The organism is Dokdonia sp. LLG6352-1, from assembly GCF_045055815.1.
In the GTDB taxonomy this organism is placed as follows: domain Bacteria; phylum Bacteroidota; class Bacteroidia; order Flavobacteriales; family Flavobacteriaceae; genus Dokdonia; species Dokdonia donghaensis.
Window position 1 is genome coordinate 1927890 of the sequence record NZ_CP159329.1, and the last position, 19091, is coordinate 1946980.

Annotated in this window: 21 protein-coding genes and 5 tRNA genes; 19 read left to right on the top strand and 7 right to left on the bottom strand. The window is 37.3% G+C overall.

The window, feature by feature from the left end; translation table 11 throughout:
* Nucleotides 1–10: 10 nt before the first annotated feature.
* Both ABVM49_RS08695 and ABVM49_RS08700 read right to left on the bottom strand, forming a co-directional pair.
* Complete coding sequence (locus ABVM49_RS08695) at nucleotides 11–709, bottom strand: LytR/AlgR family response regulator transcription factor (protein WP_405201528.1); 699 nt, start codon at nucleotides 707–709, stop codon at nucleotides 11–13.
* A complete protein-coding gene (locus ABVM49_RS08700; protein WP_405201529.1) occupies nucleotides 706–1758 on the bottom strand; it encodes a sensor histidine kinase in 1053 nt (350 codons plus the stop codon). Before ABVM49_RS08700 ends, ABVM49_RS08695 begins: the two co-directional genes overlap by 4 nt.
* Nucleotides 1759–1969: 211 nt before the next feature.
* Here ABVM49_RS08700 and ABVM49_RS08705 point away from each other — a divergent pair, with 211 nt between their 5' ends.
* Nucleotides 1970–2347 (top strand): MotA/TolQ/ExbB proton channel family protein, encoded by a 378-nt coding sequence (locus ABVM49_RS08705; RefSeq protein ID WP_405201531.1) that lies wholly within the window; start codon nucleotides 1970–1972, stop codon nucleotides 2345–2347.
* 1 nt (nucleotide 2348) lies between these two features.
* Here ABVM49_RS08705 and ABVM49_RS08710 read toward each other — a convergent pair whose 3' ends face one another.
* The 5 genes from ABVM49_RS08710 to ABVM49_RS08730 form a co-directional block, all read right to left on the bottom strand.
* Complete coding sequence (locus tag ABVM49_RS08710; protein WP_405201532.1) at nucleotides 2349–3197, bottom strand: phosphatase PAP2 family protein; 849 nt, start codon at nucleotides 3195–3197, stop codon at nucleotides 2349–2351.
* 52 nt (nucleotides 3198–3249) lie between these two features.
* Nucleotides 3250–3987 (bottom strand): LPS export ABC transporter ATP-binding protein, encoded by a 738-nt coding sequence (gene lptB, locus ABVM49_RS08715; protein ID WP_021778455.1) that lies wholly within the window; start codon nucleotides 3985–3987, stop codon nucleotides 3250–3252.
* Nucleotides 3988–4085: 98 nt separating this feature from the next.
* Nucleotides 4086–4445 carry a carboxymuconolactone decarboxylase family protein gene (locus tag ABVM49_RS08720; protein ID WP_021778456.1) on the bottom strand — a complete coding sequence of 120 codons (360 nt, stop codon included), beginning with the start codon at nucleotides 4443–4445 and terminating at the stop codon, nucleotides 4086–4088.
* Between the two features lie 70 nt (nucleotides 4446–4515).
* A complete protein-coding gene (tatC, locus tag ABVM49_RS08725; protein WP_298347891.1) occupies nucleotides 4516–5355 on the bottom strand; it encodes a twin-arginine translocase subunit TatC in 840 nt (279 codons plus the stop codon).
* A complete protein-coding gene (locus ABVM49_RS08730) occupies nucleotides 5355–6320 on the bottom strand; it encodes an SIS domain-containing protein (RefSeq protein ID WP_021778458.1) in 966 nt (321 codons plus the stop codon). Before ABVM49_RS08730 ends, tatC begins: the two co-directional genes overlap by 1 nt.
* An 85-nt stretch (nucleotides 6321–6405) precedes the next feature.
* On the opposite strand from ABVM49_RS08730, the gene ABVM49_RS08735 reads away from it, so the two are divergent.
* The 18 genes from ABVM49_RS08735 (at nucleotide 6406) to rplK (ending at nucleotide 19077) form a co-directional block, all read left to right on the top strand.
* Complete coding sequence (locus tag ABVM49_RS08735) at nucleotides 6406–8601, top strand: RecQ family ATP-dependent DNA helicase (protein ID WP_375253096.1); 2196 nt, start codon at nucleotides 6406–6408, stop codon at nucleotides 8599–8601.
* Nucleotides 8602–8704: 103 nt separating this feature from the next.
* Nucleotides 8705–8935 carry a PspC domain-containing protein gene (locus tag ABVM49_RS08740; RefSeq protein ID WP_405201533.1) on the top strand — a complete coding sequence of 77 codons (231 nt, stop codon included), beginning with the start codon at nucleotides 8705–8707 and terminating at the stop codon, nucleotides 8933–8935.
* Nucleotides 8932–9951: a TrkA family potassium uptake protein gene (locus ABVM49_RS08745; RefSeq protein ID WP_035325202.1), complete on the top strand. Its 1020-nt coding sequence runs from the start codon at nucleotides 8932–8934 to the stop codon at nucleotides 9949–9951. Before ABVM49_RS08740 ends, ABVM49_RS08745 begins: the two co-directional genes overlap by 4 nt.
* A 97-nt stretch (nucleotides 9952–10048) precedes the next feature.
* Complete coding sequence (locus ABVM49_RS08750) at nucleotides 10049–11734, top strand: alanine/glycine:cation symporter family protein (RefSeq protein ID WP_405203669.1); 1686 nt, start codon at nucleotides 10049–10051, stop codon at nucleotides 11732–11734.
* 11 nt (nucleotides 11735–11745) lie between these two features.
* Entirely contained in the window at nucleotides 11746–12630 is an 885-nt protein-coding gene (locus ABVM49_RS08755) for a ComEA family DNA-binding protein (protein WP_405201534.1), read from the top strand.
* A gap of 54 nt (nucleotides 12631–12684) precedes the next feature.
* Nucleotides 12685–13869: an acyl-CoA dehydrogenase family protein gene (locus ABVM49_RS08760; RefSeq protein WP_405201535.1), complete on the top strand. Its 1185-nt coding sequence runs from the start codon at nucleotides 12685–12687 to the stop codon at nucleotides 13867–13869.
* A gap of 83 nt (nucleotides 13870–13952) precedes the next feature.
* Nucleotides 13953–14147, top strand: a complete 195-nt coding sequence (rpsU, locus tag ABVM49_RS08765; protein WP_013749868.1) for a 30S ribosomal protein S21 — start codon at nucleotides 13953–13955, stop codon at nucleotides 14145–14147.
* A gap of 158 nt (nucleotides 14148–14305) precedes the next feature.
* Nucleotides 14306–15196, top strand: coding sequence for a tyrosine-type recombinase/integrase (locus tag ABVM49_RS08770; RefSeq protein WP_405201536.1), 891 nt, complete (start codon nucleotides 14306–14308; stop codon nucleotides 15194–15196).
* A 68-nt stretch (nucleotides 15197–15264) separates the two neighbouring features.
* Nucleotides 15265–15570, top strand: a complete 306-nt coding sequence (locus ABVM49_RS08775) for an HPF/RaiA family ribosome-associated protein (RefSeq protein ID WP_021778466.1) — start codon at nucleotides 15265–15267, stop codon at nucleotides 15568–15570.
* 110 nt (nucleotides 15571–15680) lie between these two features.
* Nucleotides 15681–15754, top strand: a tRNA-Thr gene (locus ABVM49_RS08780).
* A 101-nt stretch (nucleotides 15755–15855) separates the two neighbouring features.
* Nucleotides 15856–15937: transfer RNA gene (locus ABVM49_RS08785), tRNA-Tyr, on the top strand.
* Nucleotides 15938–15982: 45 nt separating this feature from the next.
* Nucleotides 15983–16055, top strand: a tRNA-Gly gene (locus ABVM49_RS08790).
* Nucleotides 16056–16103: 48 nt separating this feature from the next.
* A tRNA-Thr gene (locus ABVM49_RS08795) sits at nucleotides 16104–16175 on the top strand.
* A gap of 117 nt (nucleotides 16176–16292) precedes the next feature.
* On the top strand, nucleotides 16293–17480 hold the full coding sequence (gene tuf / locus ABVM49_RS08800; protein ID WP_021778467.1) for an elongation factor Tu: 1188 nt from the start codon (nucleotides 16293–16295) through the stop codon (nucleotides 17478–17480).
* A gap of 130 nt (nucleotides 17481–17610) precedes the next feature.
* A tRNA-Trp gene (locus ABVM49_RS08805) sits at nucleotides 17611–17683 on the top strand.
* A 102-nt stretch (nucleotides 17684–17785) separates the two neighbouring features.
* Nucleotides 17786–17989, top strand: a complete 204-nt coding sequence (secE, locus tag ABVM49_RS08810; protein ID WP_021778468.1) for a preprotein translocase subunit SecE — start codon at nucleotides 17786–17788, stop codon at nucleotides 17987–17989.
* A gap of 10 nt (nucleotides 17990–17999) precedes the next feature.
* On the top strand, nucleotides 18000–18554 hold the full coding sequence (gene nusG / locus ABVM49_RS08815) for a transcription termination/antitermination protein NusG (RefSeq protein ID WP_405201537.1): 555 nt from the start codon (nucleotides 18000–18002) through the stop codon (nucleotides 18552–18554).
* 82 nt (nucleotides 18555–18636) lie between these two features.
* A complete protein-coding gene (rplK, locus tag ABVM49_RS08820) occupies nucleotides 18637–19077 on the top strand; it encodes a 50S ribosomal protein L11 (protein WP_021778470.1) in 441 nt (146 codons plus the stop codon).
* Nucleotides 19078–19091: the final 14 nt, after the last annotated feature.

Here is a 19091-nt window from a genome sequence, read left to right on the forward strand (position 1 = left end):
ATAAACTGCGTTATTTTATAGAACTTAATGACTGAAGCGTTGTATCTCGATAGCTTCTACTTATAGGGATAACGGTTTTATCTATAGTGATGTGGTCATTTGTGTAGCTATCTATTTTTTGCACAGCAACCACGTATGAGCGGTGGGTTCTGAAGAATTGTTTTGTGGGCAATTTTTCTATAGCAGATGATAGTGTCTCGCGGGTAACAATTATCTCATCGTTGGTGTGAATTTTTAGGTAGTCACCTAGACTTTCTATATAAAGAATACTGTCAAAGTCTACCTTCACCATTTTACGGTCAGATCTAAAAAAGGTAAAGGTGTCTGTAATGGTTTTTTGTGCTGGCTTTTCTACTTCGTTATAAAATTTTTGTAGGGCCTTCATTAATCTTTCTAGTGAGATAGGTTTAAGTAGGTAGTCTACTGCTTGAAGATCAAAACCATCTATGGCATACTCACGGTAAGCGGTGGTGAAAATAATCTTGGTGTTACCTTGTATTGCCCTGGCAAACATAAGGCCTGTAACCTCTGACATATTTATGTCTAAAAATACAAGGTCCACATCGTGAGCACTTAGAGCGCTAAAACCCTGTGCGGCATTTTTACAAGAGGCTTTCACGCTTATTTGTTCAATTTTTGAAAGGTGACTTTCTAAAATCTCACGTGCCATAGGCTCGTCGTCTATTATGATTGCATTGTACGTTCTCATTGATCTAATGTAATGTTTACATCTAGGTAAAACCAGTTGTCTTTGTGCTCACTGGTGAGTGTGTATCTCTGTGGGTAAAGCACATCAAGTCTTTTTTTACTGTTTTTAAGCCCAAGACCGTGATTAAGCGTGTTGTTTTGAGCAGCTTTTACTGTATTTTTTATTGTAAAATGTAATCGCTTATCTACCACCTCAAGATGTATGTTTATAATAAGGAACTCATCTATAGGTCCTCCGTGTTTAAAAGCATTTTCTACAAAGGCGATAAATAACATAGGCGGGACTTGAATATCTCTCTGTATGTTTTTTGTAAAAGTGACACTTAGAGACTCCTTAAAACGCACTTGCTCAAGACCTATATAAGAATCTATATATCTAGTCTCTTCAGATATGGCAACGGTCTTTTTCTTTATTTGATTAAGTGAGTAATCGAGTAGATTAGATAATTTAAGAATGAGATCAGGAGTGTGCTTAGATTCTTTTAGGGCTGCTCCATAAATAGTATTAAGTGTGTTAAATAAAAAGTGTGGGTGTATTTGCTCTTTAAGGTAATGGAGTTCCTTTTCTTTAAGTAGTAATTGCCCTTCTAGTATTTTATTTTCCAATACACTATTGCGATGTATTGCCTTGTAGTTGTATTTGAGGAGTTGTGCAAGTGAGACTAATCCAGCCACGAGGTACACGAGTATGAAAACAAAAACAAAGTTGCGCGTGAGCAAGGGCATTTGCTTCATATCATAATTAGATAAGAAGATAAAGTTTATGAAGGTGATGATAATTATTAAAAACAGTGAGCCTACTACAGTGTATAATAGGTATGCAGTAAAAACAATATATCTCTTTTTGAGAAGGAAATGTGGTATTAGATAATAAGCAATAATGTAGGTTACTACGATAGTAATAGGTAAGAGGCTAGTTGCAAAGTGTATGACAAACTGATCATTATCTGCCGCATAGCTAAAAAAGTAAATGTAAAATAACCATACTAATACCCATAGTATAATATGTATAGGGAAGTAAATGGTTTTTTTAAGCAAAGATGCAAGCATCTCACAAAGATGACAAAAAAATGATAGCCCTTATTTATTTTGAGATGAATAACGTTTTATATGCTGTCAATAACCTAACAGGCTGGTGGTTATTCGTTGACGGATTTTAAATTGCTATATTGGAAGTATAAACTGGTACTCGTCGCAAATAATATTAAGAAGTGTTTTATCTCTCTAGATTTACATCACAGTAATCTTAAAAACTAAAGTTATGTCACAAATTATCGATCGTATTAATGAAGGAGGGCCATTATTTATGGTACCTATTTTACTTGTTTTACTTGCAGTAGTAGTCTTATTTATTTTAGCACTTGTAGGTAAAAAGCGTGTAAGAAATACACTAGAGCTCATAGGTCATCTCAGTCTTTTTGCACTTATGTGGGGGCTTCTCGGGTCTACTATAGGTCTTATTACCGCCTTTGATGCTATAGAGGGAAATGGAAACATCTCACAGCCTATGATGGCAGGAGGACTCAAAGTAGCCTTGCTATGTACCGTTTTTGGATTGTTATGTTTTGTGATAAGCAGGGTAGCAATGCTTGTGCTTACTATAAAAGCACAGAAGCAAGAAACTTTACCAGTAAGTTAATTTAGAAAGTACCAGTAAGCCCGGCGCGACCTAAGCCTAAATTAAATTTCCAAGAAATGCTATTGTTTTTCTTAGAGCCGTCGGGATATACATTTGCTTTGTTCATATAGTTATCTATAGAATCTACAATTACAATACTAAGTGCTGCACTAAGGGCTACGTCTGTAAGCCAGTGCGCTCCACCCCATAACCTTTGTAAAGGAGCTATAGAGCCTATAGCATAAATGCCAACCTTTACCCAAACATTATCAAATTGCTTTGCTACTGCGTGAGCCATTGTTACAGAAAGAATGGTGTGACCAGAGGGGAATGCTCTAAAGCCAGCCTCGCCGCTATAAGGATTAAAGCTAAATTTACCTTGACCATTAGTAGGTCTACTTCTTCCTGTTGATGCTTTAAGAAGTGTTTGTAGTAATCCAGCAGTCACTGCAGATGAGGTCATTAAAGCTCCAGTACGACGTACTTTCTCATTTTTTGTAAATAACCCAAAAAGATAAGTGCCGGCTGTAATTCCATAAGCTACTTGAGGGCTCCCTAGTCGCTCTCCAGCTTCGTCAAGTACCGTAGGGATATCTTCTCTTCTATCTATAAAGTAGTTTTCTACATCATCATCTACAAAGTAGAGGAGTGCAGTACCACCTACAATGGCTCCTGCCACAATAAAGTCATCCTTTTTCCATCGCAGAGGGCTTGTGTATGCGTGGCCTATACCTTTAAGCATCACCTTTGTGTCGTAAAAAGCAAGTTTTAAAATCCCCAGAGTATCTTGCTCTTGAGAAGGAATAGGTGTTTGTGCTTTACAAAAAACAGAAAATAGGACTACAAGTATGAGAGTATAAGTATATTTCATAACAAGATATATAGAGGGTGCTCTTAATTATAAGATTGTATGTAAGCTTTAATTAAAAGAGCTTCTTTTTTCTTAGTTCAAAGTTCTGACCTAGATAGACTTTTCTCACCATCTCATCTGCTGCGAGTTCTTCTGGCTCTCCGTGTTTGAGTATACTTCCTTCAAACATTAGGTAAGTGCGGTCTGTGATAGCCAGCGTTTCTTGCACATTGTGATCTGTGATAAGGATGCCTATATTTTTATTTTTGAGCTGTGCAACTATGCGCTGTATATCTTCTACAGCAACCGGGTCTACACCGGCAAAGGGCTCATCTAGTAATATAAAAGATGGTGAGGTAGCAAGGGCTCTAGCAATTTCTGTACGTCTACGCTCTCCACCAGATAAAAGGTCACCACGGCTTTTACGAATATGCCCTAAGCTAAACTCTTCTATAAGCTCCTCCATCTTATGAAGTTGCTCTTTTTTAGACAGTTTAGTAAGTTGTAAAACGCTTAGTATATTATCTTCTATACTCAGTTTTCTAAAAACAGAAGCTTCTTGCGCTAGGTAGCCTATACCGTTTTGCGCTCTCTTATACATAGGGTATTTAGTAATATCTTGCTGGTCTAGGTATATGTTACCGCCATTAGGTTTTACAAGACCCACTATCATATAAAACGACGTAGTCTTCCCGGCTCCATTAGGCCCTAAGAGCCCTACAATTTCACCTTGGTTAACCTCTACAGAAATCCCTTTTACAACCTTTCGGCCTTTGTAAGATTTCATTAAGTTTTCTGCGCGTAGTTTCATAGATAACAAATATACGTATTGTTTAAGCCTTTATTTTAAAGATCTATAACGCCCATTAAGAACGAGCATTGTAGATCTTTGTAACAAAAAAGAAATGCTTATTGATTTCCTTTCTTTTCATCTAGGGCTTCCCAGTACTCATAAGCACGGCGTAGGTGTGGTATTACTATAGTTCCTCCTACAAGAGTACCTATACTAAGTGTTTCCATCACCTCCTCTTTAGTCACGCCCTCGTCGTGGCAGCTCTCTAAGTGATATTTTACACAGTCATCACAACGTAGCACTGTAGAGGCAACAAGACCTAAAAGTTCTTTTGTCTTTTTGTCTAGAGCACCTGCGGTAAAAGCGTTTGTGTCAAGGTTAAAGATGCGCTTTACAATTTTGTTATTGTCTGCGAGTATTTTATCATTCATTTTTGAACGATAACTATTAAAGTCGTCTATTATATTGTTACTCATAATGTAAGTGGGGGTTTACGCTTTCGCGAAAGCGTACAACGATTAATTATTAATAATTTTTGCCTGTTCCTTATGCGAGACCGGCTTTTTTGAGTCGGCGTTTTTCTCTTCTTATTACACCTCTTGAGATAAAAATACTAACCTCATAAAGTATAATTATAGGTATAGCAACAATCACTTGTGTTGATATATCTGGCGGTGTAATTATGGCCGCCAAAATTAATACAATTACAAGCGCATACTTTCTGTTTTTCTTTAAAAATTCTGGTGTAACTAGGCCTATTTTAGTTAAAAAATACATAATGATAGGTAGTTCAAATATAAAACCAGAAGCTAGTACAGATGCACGCACGAGCCCTATAAATGAGTCTATGTCAAATTCATTTTGAACGGCTTCAGATATTTTAAAAGTGGCAAGAAAGTTTATAGAAAGTGGTGCTACTACAAAGTATCCAAATGCTGCTCCCATAAAGAAAAGTAATGAGGCAACTACTATAAAACCCTTACTAGATTTGCGCTCATTCTCATATAAGCCTGGTGAGATAAATTTCCAAAATTCATAAAGTATGTATGGAAAACCTATCACAACGCCCGCCATAATGGAGGTCCATATAGCTGCGCTAAACTGTCCTGCAACCTTTCTACTCTGTATAATAAAGTCCATATCACCATCTGCAATACATCCTTTTTCGGCTCCAAAGAAGCGTGATATCTCACATAGTATGTCGTAAGAAACAAAGTCAGGACTTTGTGGACCAAAGATGATTTTGAAAAGTGTTCCCTTAAAAATAAAAGCGACTACACCTATGATAACTACTGCTAGGGTTGCTCTTATTAAATGCCATCTTAATTCTTCAAGATGATCCAGAAAGGACATCTCATCTGGGTGTTTTTTTTCTTTTTTTGCCATTATGCAATTCCTTCTTTTATGAGGTCGTGTATATGTACAACGCCAGCATAGTTCCCATCTTTTACGACCAGTAGCTGGCTTATGTTATGTTCTTCTAGAATATCTTTTGCAGCGATTGCCATAGCTGTGTGATTTACAGTTTTTGGATTTTCGCTCATAATCTGTTGTGCTGTAAGCCCTTCTAGTGAGTCGTTTTTTGCAAGCATTCTACGTAGATCTCCGTCTGTGATTATTCCTTGGATAACTCCGTTTAGAACGACGGCGGTTACACCTAGTCTTTTTTTTGAGATTTCAACGATAACCTCTTTAATGCTTGCATCTGGTGTTACTGCAGGATTTTGGTGCGTAGCACATATATCTTGTACTGTAAGATATAATCGCTTGCCTAGCGCACCTCCTGGGTGATACTTTGCAAAGTCTTTTTCTGTAAAACCTCTTAGATCTAGTAGTGCTACAGCAACTGCGTCACCTATAACGAGCTGTGCAGTTGTGCTTGTAGTAGGGGCAAGGTTATTAGGGCAAGCCTCTTCCTTTACAAAAGCGTGTAAAACATAGTCTGCCTCATTGCCTAAAAATGATGTTTTATTTGAGGTAATTGCAATGAGTGTATTCTCAGTTTTCTTAATAAGTGGGACTAAGGCTTTAATCTCTGGTGTTGTACCGCTTTTTGAGATACATATCACAATATCATCTATAAGTATACTCCCTAGGTCGCCGTGTATTGCATCTGCCGCGTGCATAAATAGTGCAGGAGTACCCGTACTGTTAAGTGTTGCAACTATTTTTTGAGCTATAATGGCGCTTTTACCTATACCTGTAATAACAACTCTACCCTTTGATGAGTAAATAGCTTGTACTGCTTGAGCAAATTCTTCATCTATAAGTGACGATAGATTTGCAATGGCGGCTTGCTCTATGTTAATGGTTTTCTGTGCGCTAGCAATGATTTGCTGAGTAATGTTCAAAACTTGGTTTTGTTATGATTTGTTTAACGTGGGGAAATTACTATCTTTAGAAAACACAAAGGTATGTAAAAATGCATTTGAATAGATGAAGACAGAACAAATAGACTTACACAAAGAACTTAAGAAATATTTTGGCTTTGGTCAGTTTAAGGGTTTGCAGGAAGAGGTAATTAAAAGCATTGTAGGAGGAAACCACACCTTTGTTATAATGCCTACTGGTGGTGGTAAATCACTATGTTACCAACTGCCAGCTCTTATAGCAGAGGGAACCGCTATTGTGGTATCTCCTCTCATAGCTCTTATGAAAAATCAAGTAGATGCCTTGCGCGGTATCTCACAAGATGAGGGCATTGCTCACGTTTTAAATAGTTCTCTTACTAAAGGAGAGATTAAAACAGTTAAAGAGGATATAGCAAGAGGTGTTACAAAACTGCTGTATGTTGCTCCAGAATCACTTACCAAAGAAGAAAATGTAGAGTTCTTACGTGAGCAGAAAATATCATTTCTGGCTATAGACGAGGCACACTGTATCTCAGAGTGGGGTCACGACTTTAGACCTGAGTATAGAAATCTTAGAAAGATTATAGGAAGAATAGGTGATAATATCCCTATCATAGCTGTAACAGCTACTGCCACACCAAAAGTGCAAGAAGATATTCTTAAAAACTTAGGAATAACAAACGCAAATACTTTTAAAGCTTCCTTTAATAGACCTAACCTTTATTATGAAGTGCGCCCTAAAACAGCACAAGTAGATGCAGATATCATTCGTTTTGTAAAGCAAAATGAAGGTAAGAGCGGCATAATCTATTGTCTTGCACGTAAACGCGTAGAAGAGCTAGCACAAACGCTGCAAGTTAATGGTCTTAAAGCAGTGCCTTATCACGCGGGGCTAGATGCAAAGACTAGAGCAAGACATCAAGATATGTTCTTAATGGAAGATGTAGATGTTGTGGTTGCAACTATAGCCTTTGGTATGGGTATAGATAAGCCAGACGTGCGCTTTGTGATTCATCACGATATACCTAAAAGTATTGAGAGCTATTATCAAGAAACAGGTCGTGCTGGTCGCGATGGAGGTGAGGGACATTGCCTTGCTTTTTATGCCTACAAGGATATTGAGAAGCTCGAGAAGTTTATGAGTGGTAAACCTGTAGCAGAGCAGGAGATAGGTCACGCACTATTGCAAGAAGTAGTCGCATTTGCAGAGACAAGTATTTCTAGAAGAAAGTTCATTCTGCACTATTTTGGTGAAGAGTTTGATAACGCTACTGGAGAAGGTGGGATGCTGGATGATAATATGCGCAACCCAAAAAAGAAGCACGAAGCAAAAGATGAACTTGTAAAAGTGCTTACTGTAATACGTGACACAAAAGAAATTTATAAGAGTAAAGAAGTAGTCTTCACGCTAAGGGGTAAGGAAAACGCAATCATCACCTCTCATAAAACACACGAGCAAGCATTCTTTGGAATAGGTAAAGACCAGAAAAAAGAATATTGGTTTGCACTATTAAGACAAGCTATTGTCGCGGGATATATTAAAAAAGATATAGAGACCTATGGTGTGATAAAAATGACACCTAAAGGTCTTTCCTTTATAGAAGAACCATCTTCATTTATGATGACAGATGATCATACCTTTGGGGTAGATGCAGACAATACAATTATCTCTGCCCAAAAAGCTGGCGGTGCAGATAAAAAACTGATGGAAATGCTACGTGACTTGCGTAAAAAGGTTGCAAAAAAGCTCGATGTACCTCCATTTGTAGTTTTTCAAGACCCATCATTGCAAGATATGGCTATAAAGTACCCTATTACCATTCAAGAGCTTGGTAACGTACACGGTGTAGGGGATGGAAAGGCAAAAAAGTATGGAAAAGATTTTGTAAAGCTCATACAGACTTACGTGGAGGAAAATGATATCCTTCGTCCAGATGATCTTGTTGTTAAAAGTACAGGAGCAAACAGTGGTCTTAAACTTTATATTATACAAAATGTAGATCGTAAACTGCCGCTAGATGATCTTGCTTCTGCAAAGGGTAAGGAAATGCCAGATTTTATTAAAGAGATGGAAGCCATAGTTTTTAGTGGTACCAGACTTAATATAGACTACTGGATTAATGACATCCTTGATGAAGATCAACAAGAGGAGTTACACGATTATTTTATGGAGGCAGAGACAGATAAGATAGATGTCGCTATGGAAGAGTTTGATGGAGAATATGAAGATGAGGAGCTTCGTCTGTATAGAATTAAATTTATGAGCGAGGTCGCAAACTAGGCTCTTATAGCGTGAGGTGTATAATTACGCTTTCGCGAAAGCGTAACAAAAACCATCGCCAGCACATCCACTTTTAGTTACAATAGTTTTTTTAAGTATCACGATGCTAAAATTTGTTTACAACATACGACACTATTTTGAAAAACGTGGCTTTTACGTTTCATCGAGGCTTGCAGATAGGTTAGGTATGCGAGCAAAGAGTGTACGTCTTTTTTTTATTTACGTATCGTTTGCAACGCTGGGAGCAGGTTTTGCATTGTACCTAACTGTAGCCTTCTGGCTTAAACTTAAAGATCTCATTTATACAAAACGAACCTCTGTTTTTGATTTATGAGACTATTCTCTCTATTTAAACATAAGATTTATCTAGCTGTTATACTTCTTGTAATTACCTTAACTATAGGTGTATTAGGATATAAGTTTATTGCAGACTATAGCTGGGTAGACGCTATGTATATGACGGTTATAACCATTACCACGGTAGGTTTTGGAGAAGTGGTGCCACTTACTCCAGAGGCAAAGATTTTTACTATAATACTTATTTTACTTAGTGTAGTAATTGTAGGTTTTGCTATTACCGTAATCTCTGAGTATATATTGAGCAGAAGTTCTTACAATGATTTAATACATAGAAAGGTGCAACAAGAAATAGATAAAATGAATGATCACATTATAGTGTGTGGTTATGGTCGTAATGGTCAAGAAGCTGTTCAAAAATTAATGGCATACAACAAGCAGTTTGTTGTGATTGAAATGGATACAGATATTATTGAAAAATATGAATCTGATAAGAATATTCATTTTGTAAATGGTAATGCAAATGAAGATGAAATTCTTGAAAAAGCAGGTATAGATCGTGCATCTGCATTATTATGTGCATTGCCTGAAGATGCAGATAATCTCTTTATTGTATTAAGTGCGAGGCAGCTTAATAGTACATTAAAAATTATAAGTAGAGCAACGGCAGAAACTTCACAAAAAAAGCTCAAACTAGCTGGAGCAGATAATGTGATTATGCCAGATCGCATAGGTGGAGACCATATGGCATCACTGGTGGTTGTTCCAGATCTTATTGAATTTTTAGACAACTTATCTGTGGTGGGAGAGGAGGATAGTATAAATGTTGAGGAAATAGGTTTTAGTCAAGTATGTCTAGATGGTAAAGAAGCGACTATTAAAGAAATTAATTTACGGTACAGAACTGGGTGTACTATTATAGGATATAGATCTCCATCTGGCAAGTACATTGTTAACCCTGAAGCAGATATGAGGATAGAAAAAGAATCTAAACTCATCGTTATAGGAAGGCCTGAACAAATCAAAAAGCTACACGCTACTTTCGGTATTTAGTAAATGTGTACTATTTTAAGACACTTTCCTTTGAATAAGGGTCATTTTTTTAGATATTGCTAGCTGAATTTTTATTATAACCAAACACATACATATGATGAAGAAATATCTTCTATTCATTTTATCAGCATTTATTCCATTAATTTCATTTGCACAAAACAACCAAGAAGTAGGAATTGATCAAAAAATTGATCAAGCATTCCAGCCTGTTTCAGATTTCTTTTCTTCTATCGTATTTTTTGAGGTAGCAGGTACTCCATTTGTACTTATATTACTTGTAGCAAGTGCTGCATTTTTTACAATTTACTTTGGTTTTCCTAACATCAGATATTTCTGGAGAGCTATCCAGACGGTACGTGGTAAATATGAAGATATTGAAAAACACGGGGCTACAGAGCTTTATGGAGAAGATGGTATCGCTCAAGGGCAAGATCTTACTAAAGTAGACATTGAAAATCATATTGAAAAAATAGATGACGACCTCGCTGTAGATGGTGATATTGTAGACACAATACGTGATGAAAGTTCAGATGGTGAAGTTTCTCACTTTCAGGCACTGGCAACAGCAGTTTCTGGTACCGTAGGTAATGGTAACATTGCAGGGGTTGCGCTAGCAATCGCATTAGGAGGACCAGGTGCAACATTCTGGATGATAGTTTGTGGTTTATTAGGGATGTCTACAAAATTTGTAGAGTGTACTCTAGGAGTACAATACAGAGATGTAGGTGAAGATGGTACCGTATACGGAGGGCCTATGTATTACCTTACTAAGGGGCTTAAAGCAAGAGGATTTGCAACAATAGGTAAAGTAGCAGCTGTAATTTTTGCAATCTTCTGTATAGGTGGATCTTTTGGTGGAGGTAACGCTGCACAATCTAACCAGGCAACCATTGTACTTAAAGAAATGTTTAATATGACAAGTGCAGCCTCTGGTTTTATAGTAGGTATTGTTCTTGCAATTATAGTAGGTATTATCATTATAGGTGGTATAAAACGTATTGCTCAGGTAACTGAGAAGGTGGTACCATTTATGGCAGTTATGTATGTTCTTGCTTGTTTATATATCATCTTTAGTAACTTTAGTCTTATAGATGATGCTGTAGCACTTATAGTGCAAGAAGCTTTTAACCCTACAGCAATTGGTGTAGGTGGATTTATAGGAGTACTACTAGTTGGATTTAAAAGAGCTGCCTTTTCAAATGAGGCTGGTGCAGGTTCTGCTTCTATTGCACACTCTGCAGTACGCACAAAATATTCTGCAAGTGAAGGTCTAGTAGCATTACTAGAGCCGTTTATTGATACAGTACTTATCTGTTCTATGACAGCCTTGGTAATCATTATCTTCAATTTCGGAGGATTCTTTGAGTATGGAGGAGACGGTACAGGAGCAGTATTAATAGGTGGAGAATCTTTTGAGGGTGCAGGTATTACTTCGAAGGCATTTGCAGAGTACATTCCTTATTCTAACGTGTTCTTAACGATAGCAGTTGTACTATTTGCAGTATCAACTATGATTTCTTGGTCTTACTACGGGTTACAATCTTGGAAATTCCTTTTCGGGCGTGGTAAAGTAGCAGATCTTGTATATAAAATATTATTCTTAACCTTTGTAGTGGTAGGAGCTTCTGCAAGTATGAATTCAATCTGGGCATTCTCAGATGCAATGATATTTGCAATGGTATTTCCTAATATGGTAGGTCTTTTCTTCTTATTCCCAGTAGTGAAAAAGCAGCTTAAAAGATACCTTGATGCTATAAAGCTTAAGGAGCAAGCTATAGACTAATATCATATAAAATGAGACTATTTAAATCCCATTTTGTTTACGACAGACGTAAGCGAAATGGGATTTTATTTTTTGCCATACTTTGTCTTGCGTGTCTAGGAGTTATTGCTGTTAGTAAAAATCTTACAGATTCACCCGTATCGCCACTGCAAGAAGATGCTCGTGTGCTTGCTTTTCAAAAAGAAATAGACTCGCTTAAAGCGATTGAACTAGAAAGAAGAAAGCCTAGAATTTATCCTTTTAACCCTACATTACTCACAGATTATAATGGGTATAAACTCGGGATGAGCACAGAAGAGATAGATAGAGTAGTACGCTTTCGCGAAAGCGGAAAATGGTTTAACTCTACAGAAGAGTTTCAGCAAGTCTCAAAAGTATCAGACTCACTACTGGCACAAATATCTCCCTATTTTAAATGGCCTAAGTGGTTACTAGAGCAACGCAAGACTCCACAAAAGAAAAATAATTATAAGAAGAAGTGGAAAACCGCCGAAGAGAAAGGAATGCTCAATAGCTCAACTTATGAAGATTTACTTGCAATAGAGGGCGTAGATGAAAATGCAGCTACTGCTATTATACGACATCGTGATAAGGTGGGAGGTTATCAAGTAGATTTTCAGATTTACAGTGTCTATGGTGTAGATAAATCTATAAAGAGACTTGTGCTTAATCATTATACGGTTAAAAATAAGCCAGAAATACGTTTTGTAAACGTAAATACCGCGACAGCATCAGACCTTTCTACCGTTCCATTGCTTAATTTTGATCTTGCAAAAGAAATAGTAGACTATCGTACGCTTAGAGAGGGAATTAACTCACTAGAAGAATTGAAAGATTTGGACGGTATGACAGACTTCAAATATGACATAATAGCGTTATATTTACAAATAAATTAAAATGTGCTATGATTACCTGCGATATCTTCAGTAAGCAGGGGTAAAAATAAGAATATGACAGATATGTATTTTACAGAGGAGCATAACCTCTTTCGCGAAAGCTTAAAAGATTTTCTTCAAAAAGAAGTAGTCCCACATATTGACAAATGGGAAGAAACTGGACAGATAGAACGTTTTATCTGGAAGAAATTTGGAGATATGGGATTCTTCGGGATTGCTTATCCAGAAGAGTATGGAGGGATGAACCTTGATTTCTTTTATACTGTAATACTACTAGAGGAGTTACAGAAGATTAATAGTGGAGGATTTGCAGCAGCTATATGGGCGCACGCTTATCTAGCAATGACGCACCTTAATGCAGAGGGCGATACTAGAATAAAATCTGAATACCTTGCGCCTAGTATCGCTGGTGATAAAATAGGGTGTTTGTGTATTACAGAACCTTTTGGGGGAAGTGATGTGGCTGGTATGCGCACAACAGCTGTAAAAGAAGGTGGTCACTATATTATTAATGGCTCAAAAACCTTTATTACAAATGGTGTTTACTCAGACTATCTAGTGGTTGCTGCAAAGACGGCACCAGAGCTAGGAGGTAAGGGTATGAGTATATTCCTTTTAGATAGAGATATGCCTGGAATTAATGCTACAAAACTTGATAAACTAGGTTGGAGAGCATCAGATACGGGTGAGATTTCTTTTGATAATGTAAAAGTTCCTGCCGAAAATTTAATGGGGGAGGAGAATGCTGGTTTTGGGTACATAATGCAGCACTTTGCATCAGAACGTTTAATTATGGGTATTAATGCACACGCTCGAGCAGAGTATGCTATAGAGTATGCGTTAGGTTATATGAAAGAGCGTACCGCTTTTGGAGTTACAATAGATAAGTTTCAAGCATTACGTCACAAACTAGCAGAACGTACTGCAGAGGTGGAGATGTCTAAAGCTTTTAATTATACTGTGGCTCATCGTCTAGGTAATGGCGAGTATGTTGTAAAAGAAGCGACAATGTCTAAGCTTACAGCAACAAAAATTGCAGATGAGGTAATTTATGATTGTTTACAGATGTTAGGAGGTTACGGTTATATGGAAGAATATCCGCTAGCACGTATGTTACGTGATAGTCGCCTAGGTCCAATAGGTGGGGGAACATCTGAAATTTTACGAGAAATCATTGCAAAAATGGTTATCGATAAGAAGACTTATAAGCCTAAAACTGAAGAAATTTCAAAAAAATAAAGGTTACTGTTGCGGGATTGCTTTTTAAGCGTATCTTTGCAGTCTGAAAACCGAATAAGAATTTAAAGAAAGGAGGTCCCACTATGTTAATTATACCAGTAAAAGACGGAGAAAATATAGATAGAGCGCTTAAACGTTTTAAGCGTAAATTTGATCGCACAAAGACTATGCGTAATCTTAGAGAGCGCAAGCAGTTTACAAAGCCTTCTGTAGTAAGAAGACGTGAGATTCAAAAAGCATCATACATTCAAGGAATGAGAGATGCAGAGAATATCTAGTATTTATTAATCCGTCGTCACGTATAGCGTGATCTGGATTAACAGGGAGACTCATCCTCTCTCAATCATATATAACCGTTGTGTTGTAAAGTGTATCTTTACAGTACAACGGTTTTTTATTGCTTGTAATTTAATCGTGAGTTTATATTGTTTTTATAATGTCGCTTAAACCATTCTTAGAATATCTCAATCTTGAGAAAAATTATAGTAAGCATACGGTGCTTGCTTATGAGAAGGATGTTACAAGTTTTTTTATCTTTTTAGAAAACAATTATGGAGAAAGGGATCCAGTTAAGGTAGCTTATGCTCAGATAAGAGCCTGGATTATATCGCTGGTTGATGCGGGACTGTCTAGTCAGAGTGTAAATAGAAAGGTATCTTCTCTTAAGTCATATTATAAGTTTTTACTTAAAACGGGTGATATTTTAGTATCGCCGCTTGTAAAACATAAATCTCTTAAGGTTTCAAAACGAGTACAAATTCCATTTTCCGAAAAAGAAGTAGCTGTTGTACTTGAGGAATTAAGAGAATCTCAAGACTTTACTTCACTGCGCGATCTTCTTATAGTAGAATTGTTGTACGGTACTGGGATGAGGAGGGCAGAGCTTATTAGTCTAACTATAGGCAGTGTAGACCTTTCTCAAAAAATACTTAAAGTAAAAGGTAAAAGAGATAAAGAACGTTTTATACCATTGCTACCGGGAGTAATAACAACCCTAGAGAGATATATGGTTGAGCGAGCACAGGTGGCTCGGTCTGGTAATAGTGAGCCTTTACTTGTTACTTTAAAAGGGTTAAAAGTGTATAGTACACTTGTGTACAGAATTATAAATCGCTATTTTAGTGAGGCTTCTGATAAGTTTAAGACGAGCCCGCATATATTGAGACATTCTTTTGCGACTCACCTTCTCAATCAAGGAGCAGATTTAAACGTTGTAAAAGAGCTTTTGGGTCACGCGAGTCTAGCCTCAACACAGGTATATACACATAATAGTATAAAGGCTCTTAAAGATGTATACTCAAAAGCCCATCCTCGCACTAAAAAATAGAAGAACAACGTTTAATATGTGAAACACTACGAGAGTGTTTTGTGTGTAACCAATTAAACCATATTCTTATGAAAGTAACTGTAGAAGCTCCAAAGTTTGATGCAGATGTCAAACTCACTAATTTTATAAAGAAGAAAGTCGGAAAATTGGAACATTTTTATGATAAGATTATTCATACCGATGTTTATCTAAAACTAGAGCCTAATGAAAGGCCAAATAATAAAATTGTAGAATTATTAGTAAGTGTGCCTGGTGATGAATTTATCGTTAAAAAGATGGCAAAATCTTTCGAAGAGGCTACAGATGTGTGTGTTCAGTCTATGGAAAGAATACTTTTAAAACGTAAAGAAAAAATAAGATCACGTGTGATGTAATTTTTTTTCAAAAAAAAGTTTGGGTAGGGATAAAAATTACCTACATTTGCAGTCCGTTAGAAATAGCGGACTTTTTTATGCTTCTTTTGGGAAGTATGGGTTAGTAAAAAGCCGATGTAGCTCAGCTGGCTAGAGCAGCTGATTTGTAATCAGCAGGTCGTGGGTTCGAGTCCCTCCATCGGCTCTTTTTTTAACTTAAAAATAAAGTTAAAAAGTTCTTTAAAATATTGTTTTATTATCAAAAAGATTTGCTTAGTTTTGCGCACTGAAATTTGATAACAAATAGGGGAGATACTCAAGCGGCCAACGAGGACTGACTGTAACTCAGTTGTTTTTAACTTCGCAGGTTCGAATCCTGCTCTCCCCACACCTTTAATCTCACTCTATATGTATATGGGGTGAGTTTATAAACGCGGGAGTAGCTCAGTTGGTAGAGCGTCAGCCTTCCAAGCTGAATGTCGCCAGTTCGAACCTGGTCTCCCGCTCTAAATGCCTTTGAGGTGTTGAGCTTTCGCGAAAGCGTAAATTTACCAGCCGACGTAGCTCAGGGGTAGAGCGTTTCCTTGGTAAGGAAGAGGCCACGGGTTCAATTCCCGTCGTTGGCTCAAAACAAAATATTAATAATGAGTGCTGGTCGCACTCACTTTTCGTGTTTAAATGAGAAGGGACTCGATCACTAGTAAATAGTACACTAATAATAACTAAGATTAAATAATTACATTATGGCAAAGGAAACATATGATCGTTCGAAACCCCATTTAAATGTTGGAACTATCGGGCACGTAGATCACGGTAAAACAACTTTAACTGCTGCGATTACGAAAGTATTGGCAGATGCTGGTTTTTCAGAAGCTTCTGCTTTTGATCAAATTGATAATGCTCCTGAGGAAAAAGAAAGAGGTATAACAATTAACTCTTCACACGTTGAGTATGCGACTGAAAACCGTCACTACGCACACGTTGACTGTCCAGGTCACGCCGATTACGTAAAGAATATGGTAACTGGTGCTGCTCAAATGGATGGTGCTATTCTTGTGGTTGCTGCTACAGATGGTCCTATGCCACAAACTCGTGAGCACATCCTTCTTGGTCGTCAGGTAGGTATTCCACGTATCGTTGTATTTATGAATAAAGTAGATATGGTTGATGATGAGGAGCTTCTTGAGCTTGTAGAGATGGAGATCAGAGATCTTCTTTCTTTCTACGAGTATGATGGAGATAATGGTCCTGTTGTAGCTGGTTCTGCACTTGGAGCGTTAAACGGTGAGCAAAAATGGGTTGATACAGTATTAGAGCTTATGGCTGCTGTTGATTCTTGGATCGAAGAGCCATTACGTGAGACTGAAAAAGATTTCCTAATGCCTATCGAGGATGTCTTCTCTATTACTGGTCGTGGAACTGTTGCTACAGGTCGTATCGAAACTGGTATTGCAAACACTGGAGATCCTGTTGAGATCATCGGTATGGGTGCTGAGAAACTTACTTCTACTATTACAGGTATTGAGATGTTCCGTCAGATCCTTGATAGAGGTGAGGCTGGAGATAACGCTGGTATCTTATTAAGAGGTATTGAGAAGTCTCAAATCTCTAGAGGTATGGTAATCGTTAAGCCAGGATCTGTAACACCACACGCTAAGTTTAAAGCTGAGGTTTATATCCTTAAGAAAGAAGAAGGTGGACGTCACACTCCATTCCACAATAACTACCGTCCACAGTTTTACGTACGTACAACTGACGTAACTGGTAACATCGGTCTTCCTGATGGAATCGAGATGGTAATGCCTGGTGATAACTTAACTATTACTGTTGAGCTTATCCAGCCTATCGCACTTAACATCGGACTTCGTTTTGCAGTACGTGAAGGTGGTAGAACTGTAGGAGCTGGTCAGGTTACTGAGATTTTAGATTAATTTTATCTAGATAATAAATAAAAGTAAAGGTGTTCTGTTTTTTCAGAACGCCTTGACTTTTGTTAAAGAGAAGGTTATTGCGCTTTCGCGAAAGCGTAAAAATTATCTCAAGTAGGTTAGTCCTACGGATACGGGTTTAGCTCAGTTGGTAGAGCACTGGTCTCCAAAACCAGGTGTCGTGAGTTCGAGTCTCTCAACCCGTGCAATTTATGAGTATTTACACAATGTGTCTTGCTCATTAGAATTTTGGAATTTACTAGAAGATTATTAGATATCTTATCTACTTCTAAAACGATATAACTATTATGGCTGGATTAATTAATTACGTTCAAGAATCATATAACGAATTGAAAAATCACGTAACGTGGACACCACTTCCAGAGGCTCAGCGTCTTATGGTTGTAGTTGCTGTGTTTTCGATACTATTTTCTTTAGCTATATGGGGTGTTGATACTGTTTTTAGCAATGTAATTAAGTTATACTTTGATAAAATAGTAGGAACAAATTAATTAAGACGATATGGCTAAAGCAAACAGCACCAAACAGTGGTATGTGGTAAGGGCCGTTAGTGGTCAAGAGAATAAAGTTAAGGCATATATCGAGCAAGAAATTTCACGATTAAGTCTAGAAGATAACATTGAGGAAGTTTTAGTTCCTACAGAAAAGGTTATTCAAATACGTAACGGTAAGAAAATAAACAAAGAACGTGTTTACTTCCCAGGTTACATAATGGTTAAAGCAAATCTAGCTGGAGAAATACCTCACATCATTAAGTCTATTAATGGTGTTATAGGATTTTTAGGAGAAGTGAAAGGTGGTGATCCTGTGCCGTTAAGAAAGGCGGAGGTGAACCGTATGCTAGGTAAGGTAGATGAGCTTGCTGTAAAACAAGACAGCGTTGCAATACCATTTACTATAGGTGAGACTATCAAGGTTATAGATGGTCCTTTTAATGGTTTTAATGGAACTGTTGAAAAAGTAAATGAAGAAAAGCGTAAGCTTGAGGTGATGGTGAAAATTTTTGGAAGAAAAACACCATTAGAGCTTAGCTATATGCAGGTTGAAAAGGTATAAGAAATTAATTGTTACATTAATATATTTTGGATTTTGTTCTATTGCTTCCACTTTATGAACAGATCAGTTTAAATTTTTAGAAATGGCAAAAGAAGTAAGTAAGGTTGTAAAGTTACAAGTACGAGGAGGTGCCGCAAACCCTTCTCCACCAGTAGGACCTGCTTTAGGTGCTGCCGGCGTAAATATTATGGAGTTCTGTAAGCAGTTTAATGCTAGAACTCAAGATAAAGCTGGTAAAGTACTTCCTGTTGCGATAACTGTATATAAGGATAAATCTTTTGATTTTGTAATCAAGACTCCTCCTGCAGCAGTTCAACTATTGGAAGCAGCTAAAGTAAAGAGTGGATCTGGTGAACCAAACCGTAAGAAGGTTGCAAAAGTTACTTGGGATCAAGTACGTGCAATTGCAGAGGACAAAATGCCTGACCTTAATGCATTCACTGTAGAAAGTGCAATGAAAATGGTAGCAGGTACAGCTCGTTCAATGGGTATAACGGTTAAAGGTGGAGATGCACCAGCTTAACAGCTTAAAAAGAA

Excerpts from the sequence above, each read along its gene's own strand:
- ABVM49_RS08720 (WP_021778456.1), bottom strand. The coding sequence starts at position 4,445 with ATGAGTAACAATATAATAGACGACTTTAATAGTTATCGTTCAAAAATG.
- ABVM49_RS08770 (WP_405201536.1), top strand. The coding sequence starts at position 14,306 with ATGTCGCTTAAACCATTCTTAGAATATCTCAATCTTGAGAAAAATTAT.
- ABVM49_RS08710 (WP_405201532.1), bottom strand. The coding sequence starts at position 3,197 with ATGAAATATACTTATACTCTCATACTTGTAGTCCTATTTTCTGTTTTT.
- ABVM49_RS08705 (WP_405201531.1), top strand. The coding sequence starts at position 1,970 with ATGTCACAAATTATCGATCGTATTAATGAAGGAGGGCCATTATTTATG.
- ABVM49_RS08760 (WP_405201535.1), top strand. The coding sequence starts at position 12,685 with ATGACAGATATGTATTTTACAGAGGAGCATAACCTCTTTCGCGAAAGC.
- rplK (WP_021778470.1), top strand. The coding sequence starts at position 18,637 with ATGGCAAAAGAAGTAAGTAAGGTTGTAAAGTTACAAGTACGAGGAGGT.
- tuf (WP_021778467.1), top strand. The coding sequence starts at position 16,293 with ATGGCAAAGGAAACATATGATCGTTCGAAACCCCATTTAAATGTTGGA.
- secE (WP_021778468.1), top strand. The coding sequence starts at position 17,786 with ATGGCTGGATTAATTAATTACGTTCAAGAATCATATAACGAATTGAAA.
- ABVM49_RS08745 (WP_035325202.1), top strand. The coding sequence starts at position 8,932 with ATGAGACTATTCTCTCTATTTAAACATAAGATTTATCTAGCTGTTATA.
- ABVM49_RS08695 (WP_405201528.1), bottom strand. The coding sequence starts at position 709 with ATGAGAACGTACAATGCAATCATAATAGACGACGAGCCTATGGCACGT.
- lptB (WP_021778455.1), bottom strand. The coding sequence starts at position 3,987 with ATGAAACTACGCGCAGAAAACTTAATGAAATCTTACAAAGGCCGAAAG.
- ABVM49_RS08735 (WP_375253096.1), top strand. The coding sequence starts at position 6,406 with ATGAAGACAGAACAAATAGACTTACACAAAGAACTTAAGAAATATTTT.
- ABVM49_RS08750 (WP_405203669.1), top strand. The coding sequence starts at position 10,049 with ATGAAGAAATATCTTCTATTCATTTTATCAGCATTTATTCCATTAATT.
- ABVM49_RS08700 (WP_405201529.1), bottom strand. The coding sequence starts at position 1,758 with ATGCTTGCATCTTTGCTTAAAAAAACCATTTACTTCCCTATACATATT.
- tatC (WP_298347891.1), bottom strand. The coding sequence starts at position 5,355 with ATGGCAAAAAAAGAAAAAAAACACCCAGATGAGATGTCCTTTCTGGAT.
- ABVM49_RS08740 (WP_405201533.1), top strand. The coding sequence starts at position 8,705 with ATGCTAAAATTTGTTTACAACATACGACACTATTTTGAAAAACGTGGC.
- ABVM49_RS08755 (WP_405201534.1), top strand. The coding sequence starts at position 11,746 with ATGAGACTATTTAAATCCCATTTTGTTTACGACAGACGTAAGCGAAAT.
- rpsU (WP_013749868.1), top strand. The coding sequence starts at position 13,953 with ATGTTAATTATACCAGTAAAAGACGGAGAAAATATAGATAGAGCGCTT.
- ABVM49_RS08775 (WP_021778466.1), top strand. The coding sequence starts at position 15,265 with ATGAAAGTAACTGTAGAAGCTCCAAAGTTTGATGCAGATGTCAAACTC.
- nusG (WP_405201537.1), top strand. The coding sequence starts at position 18,000 with ATGGCTAAAGCAAACAGCACCAAACAGTGGTATGTGGTAAGGGCCGTT.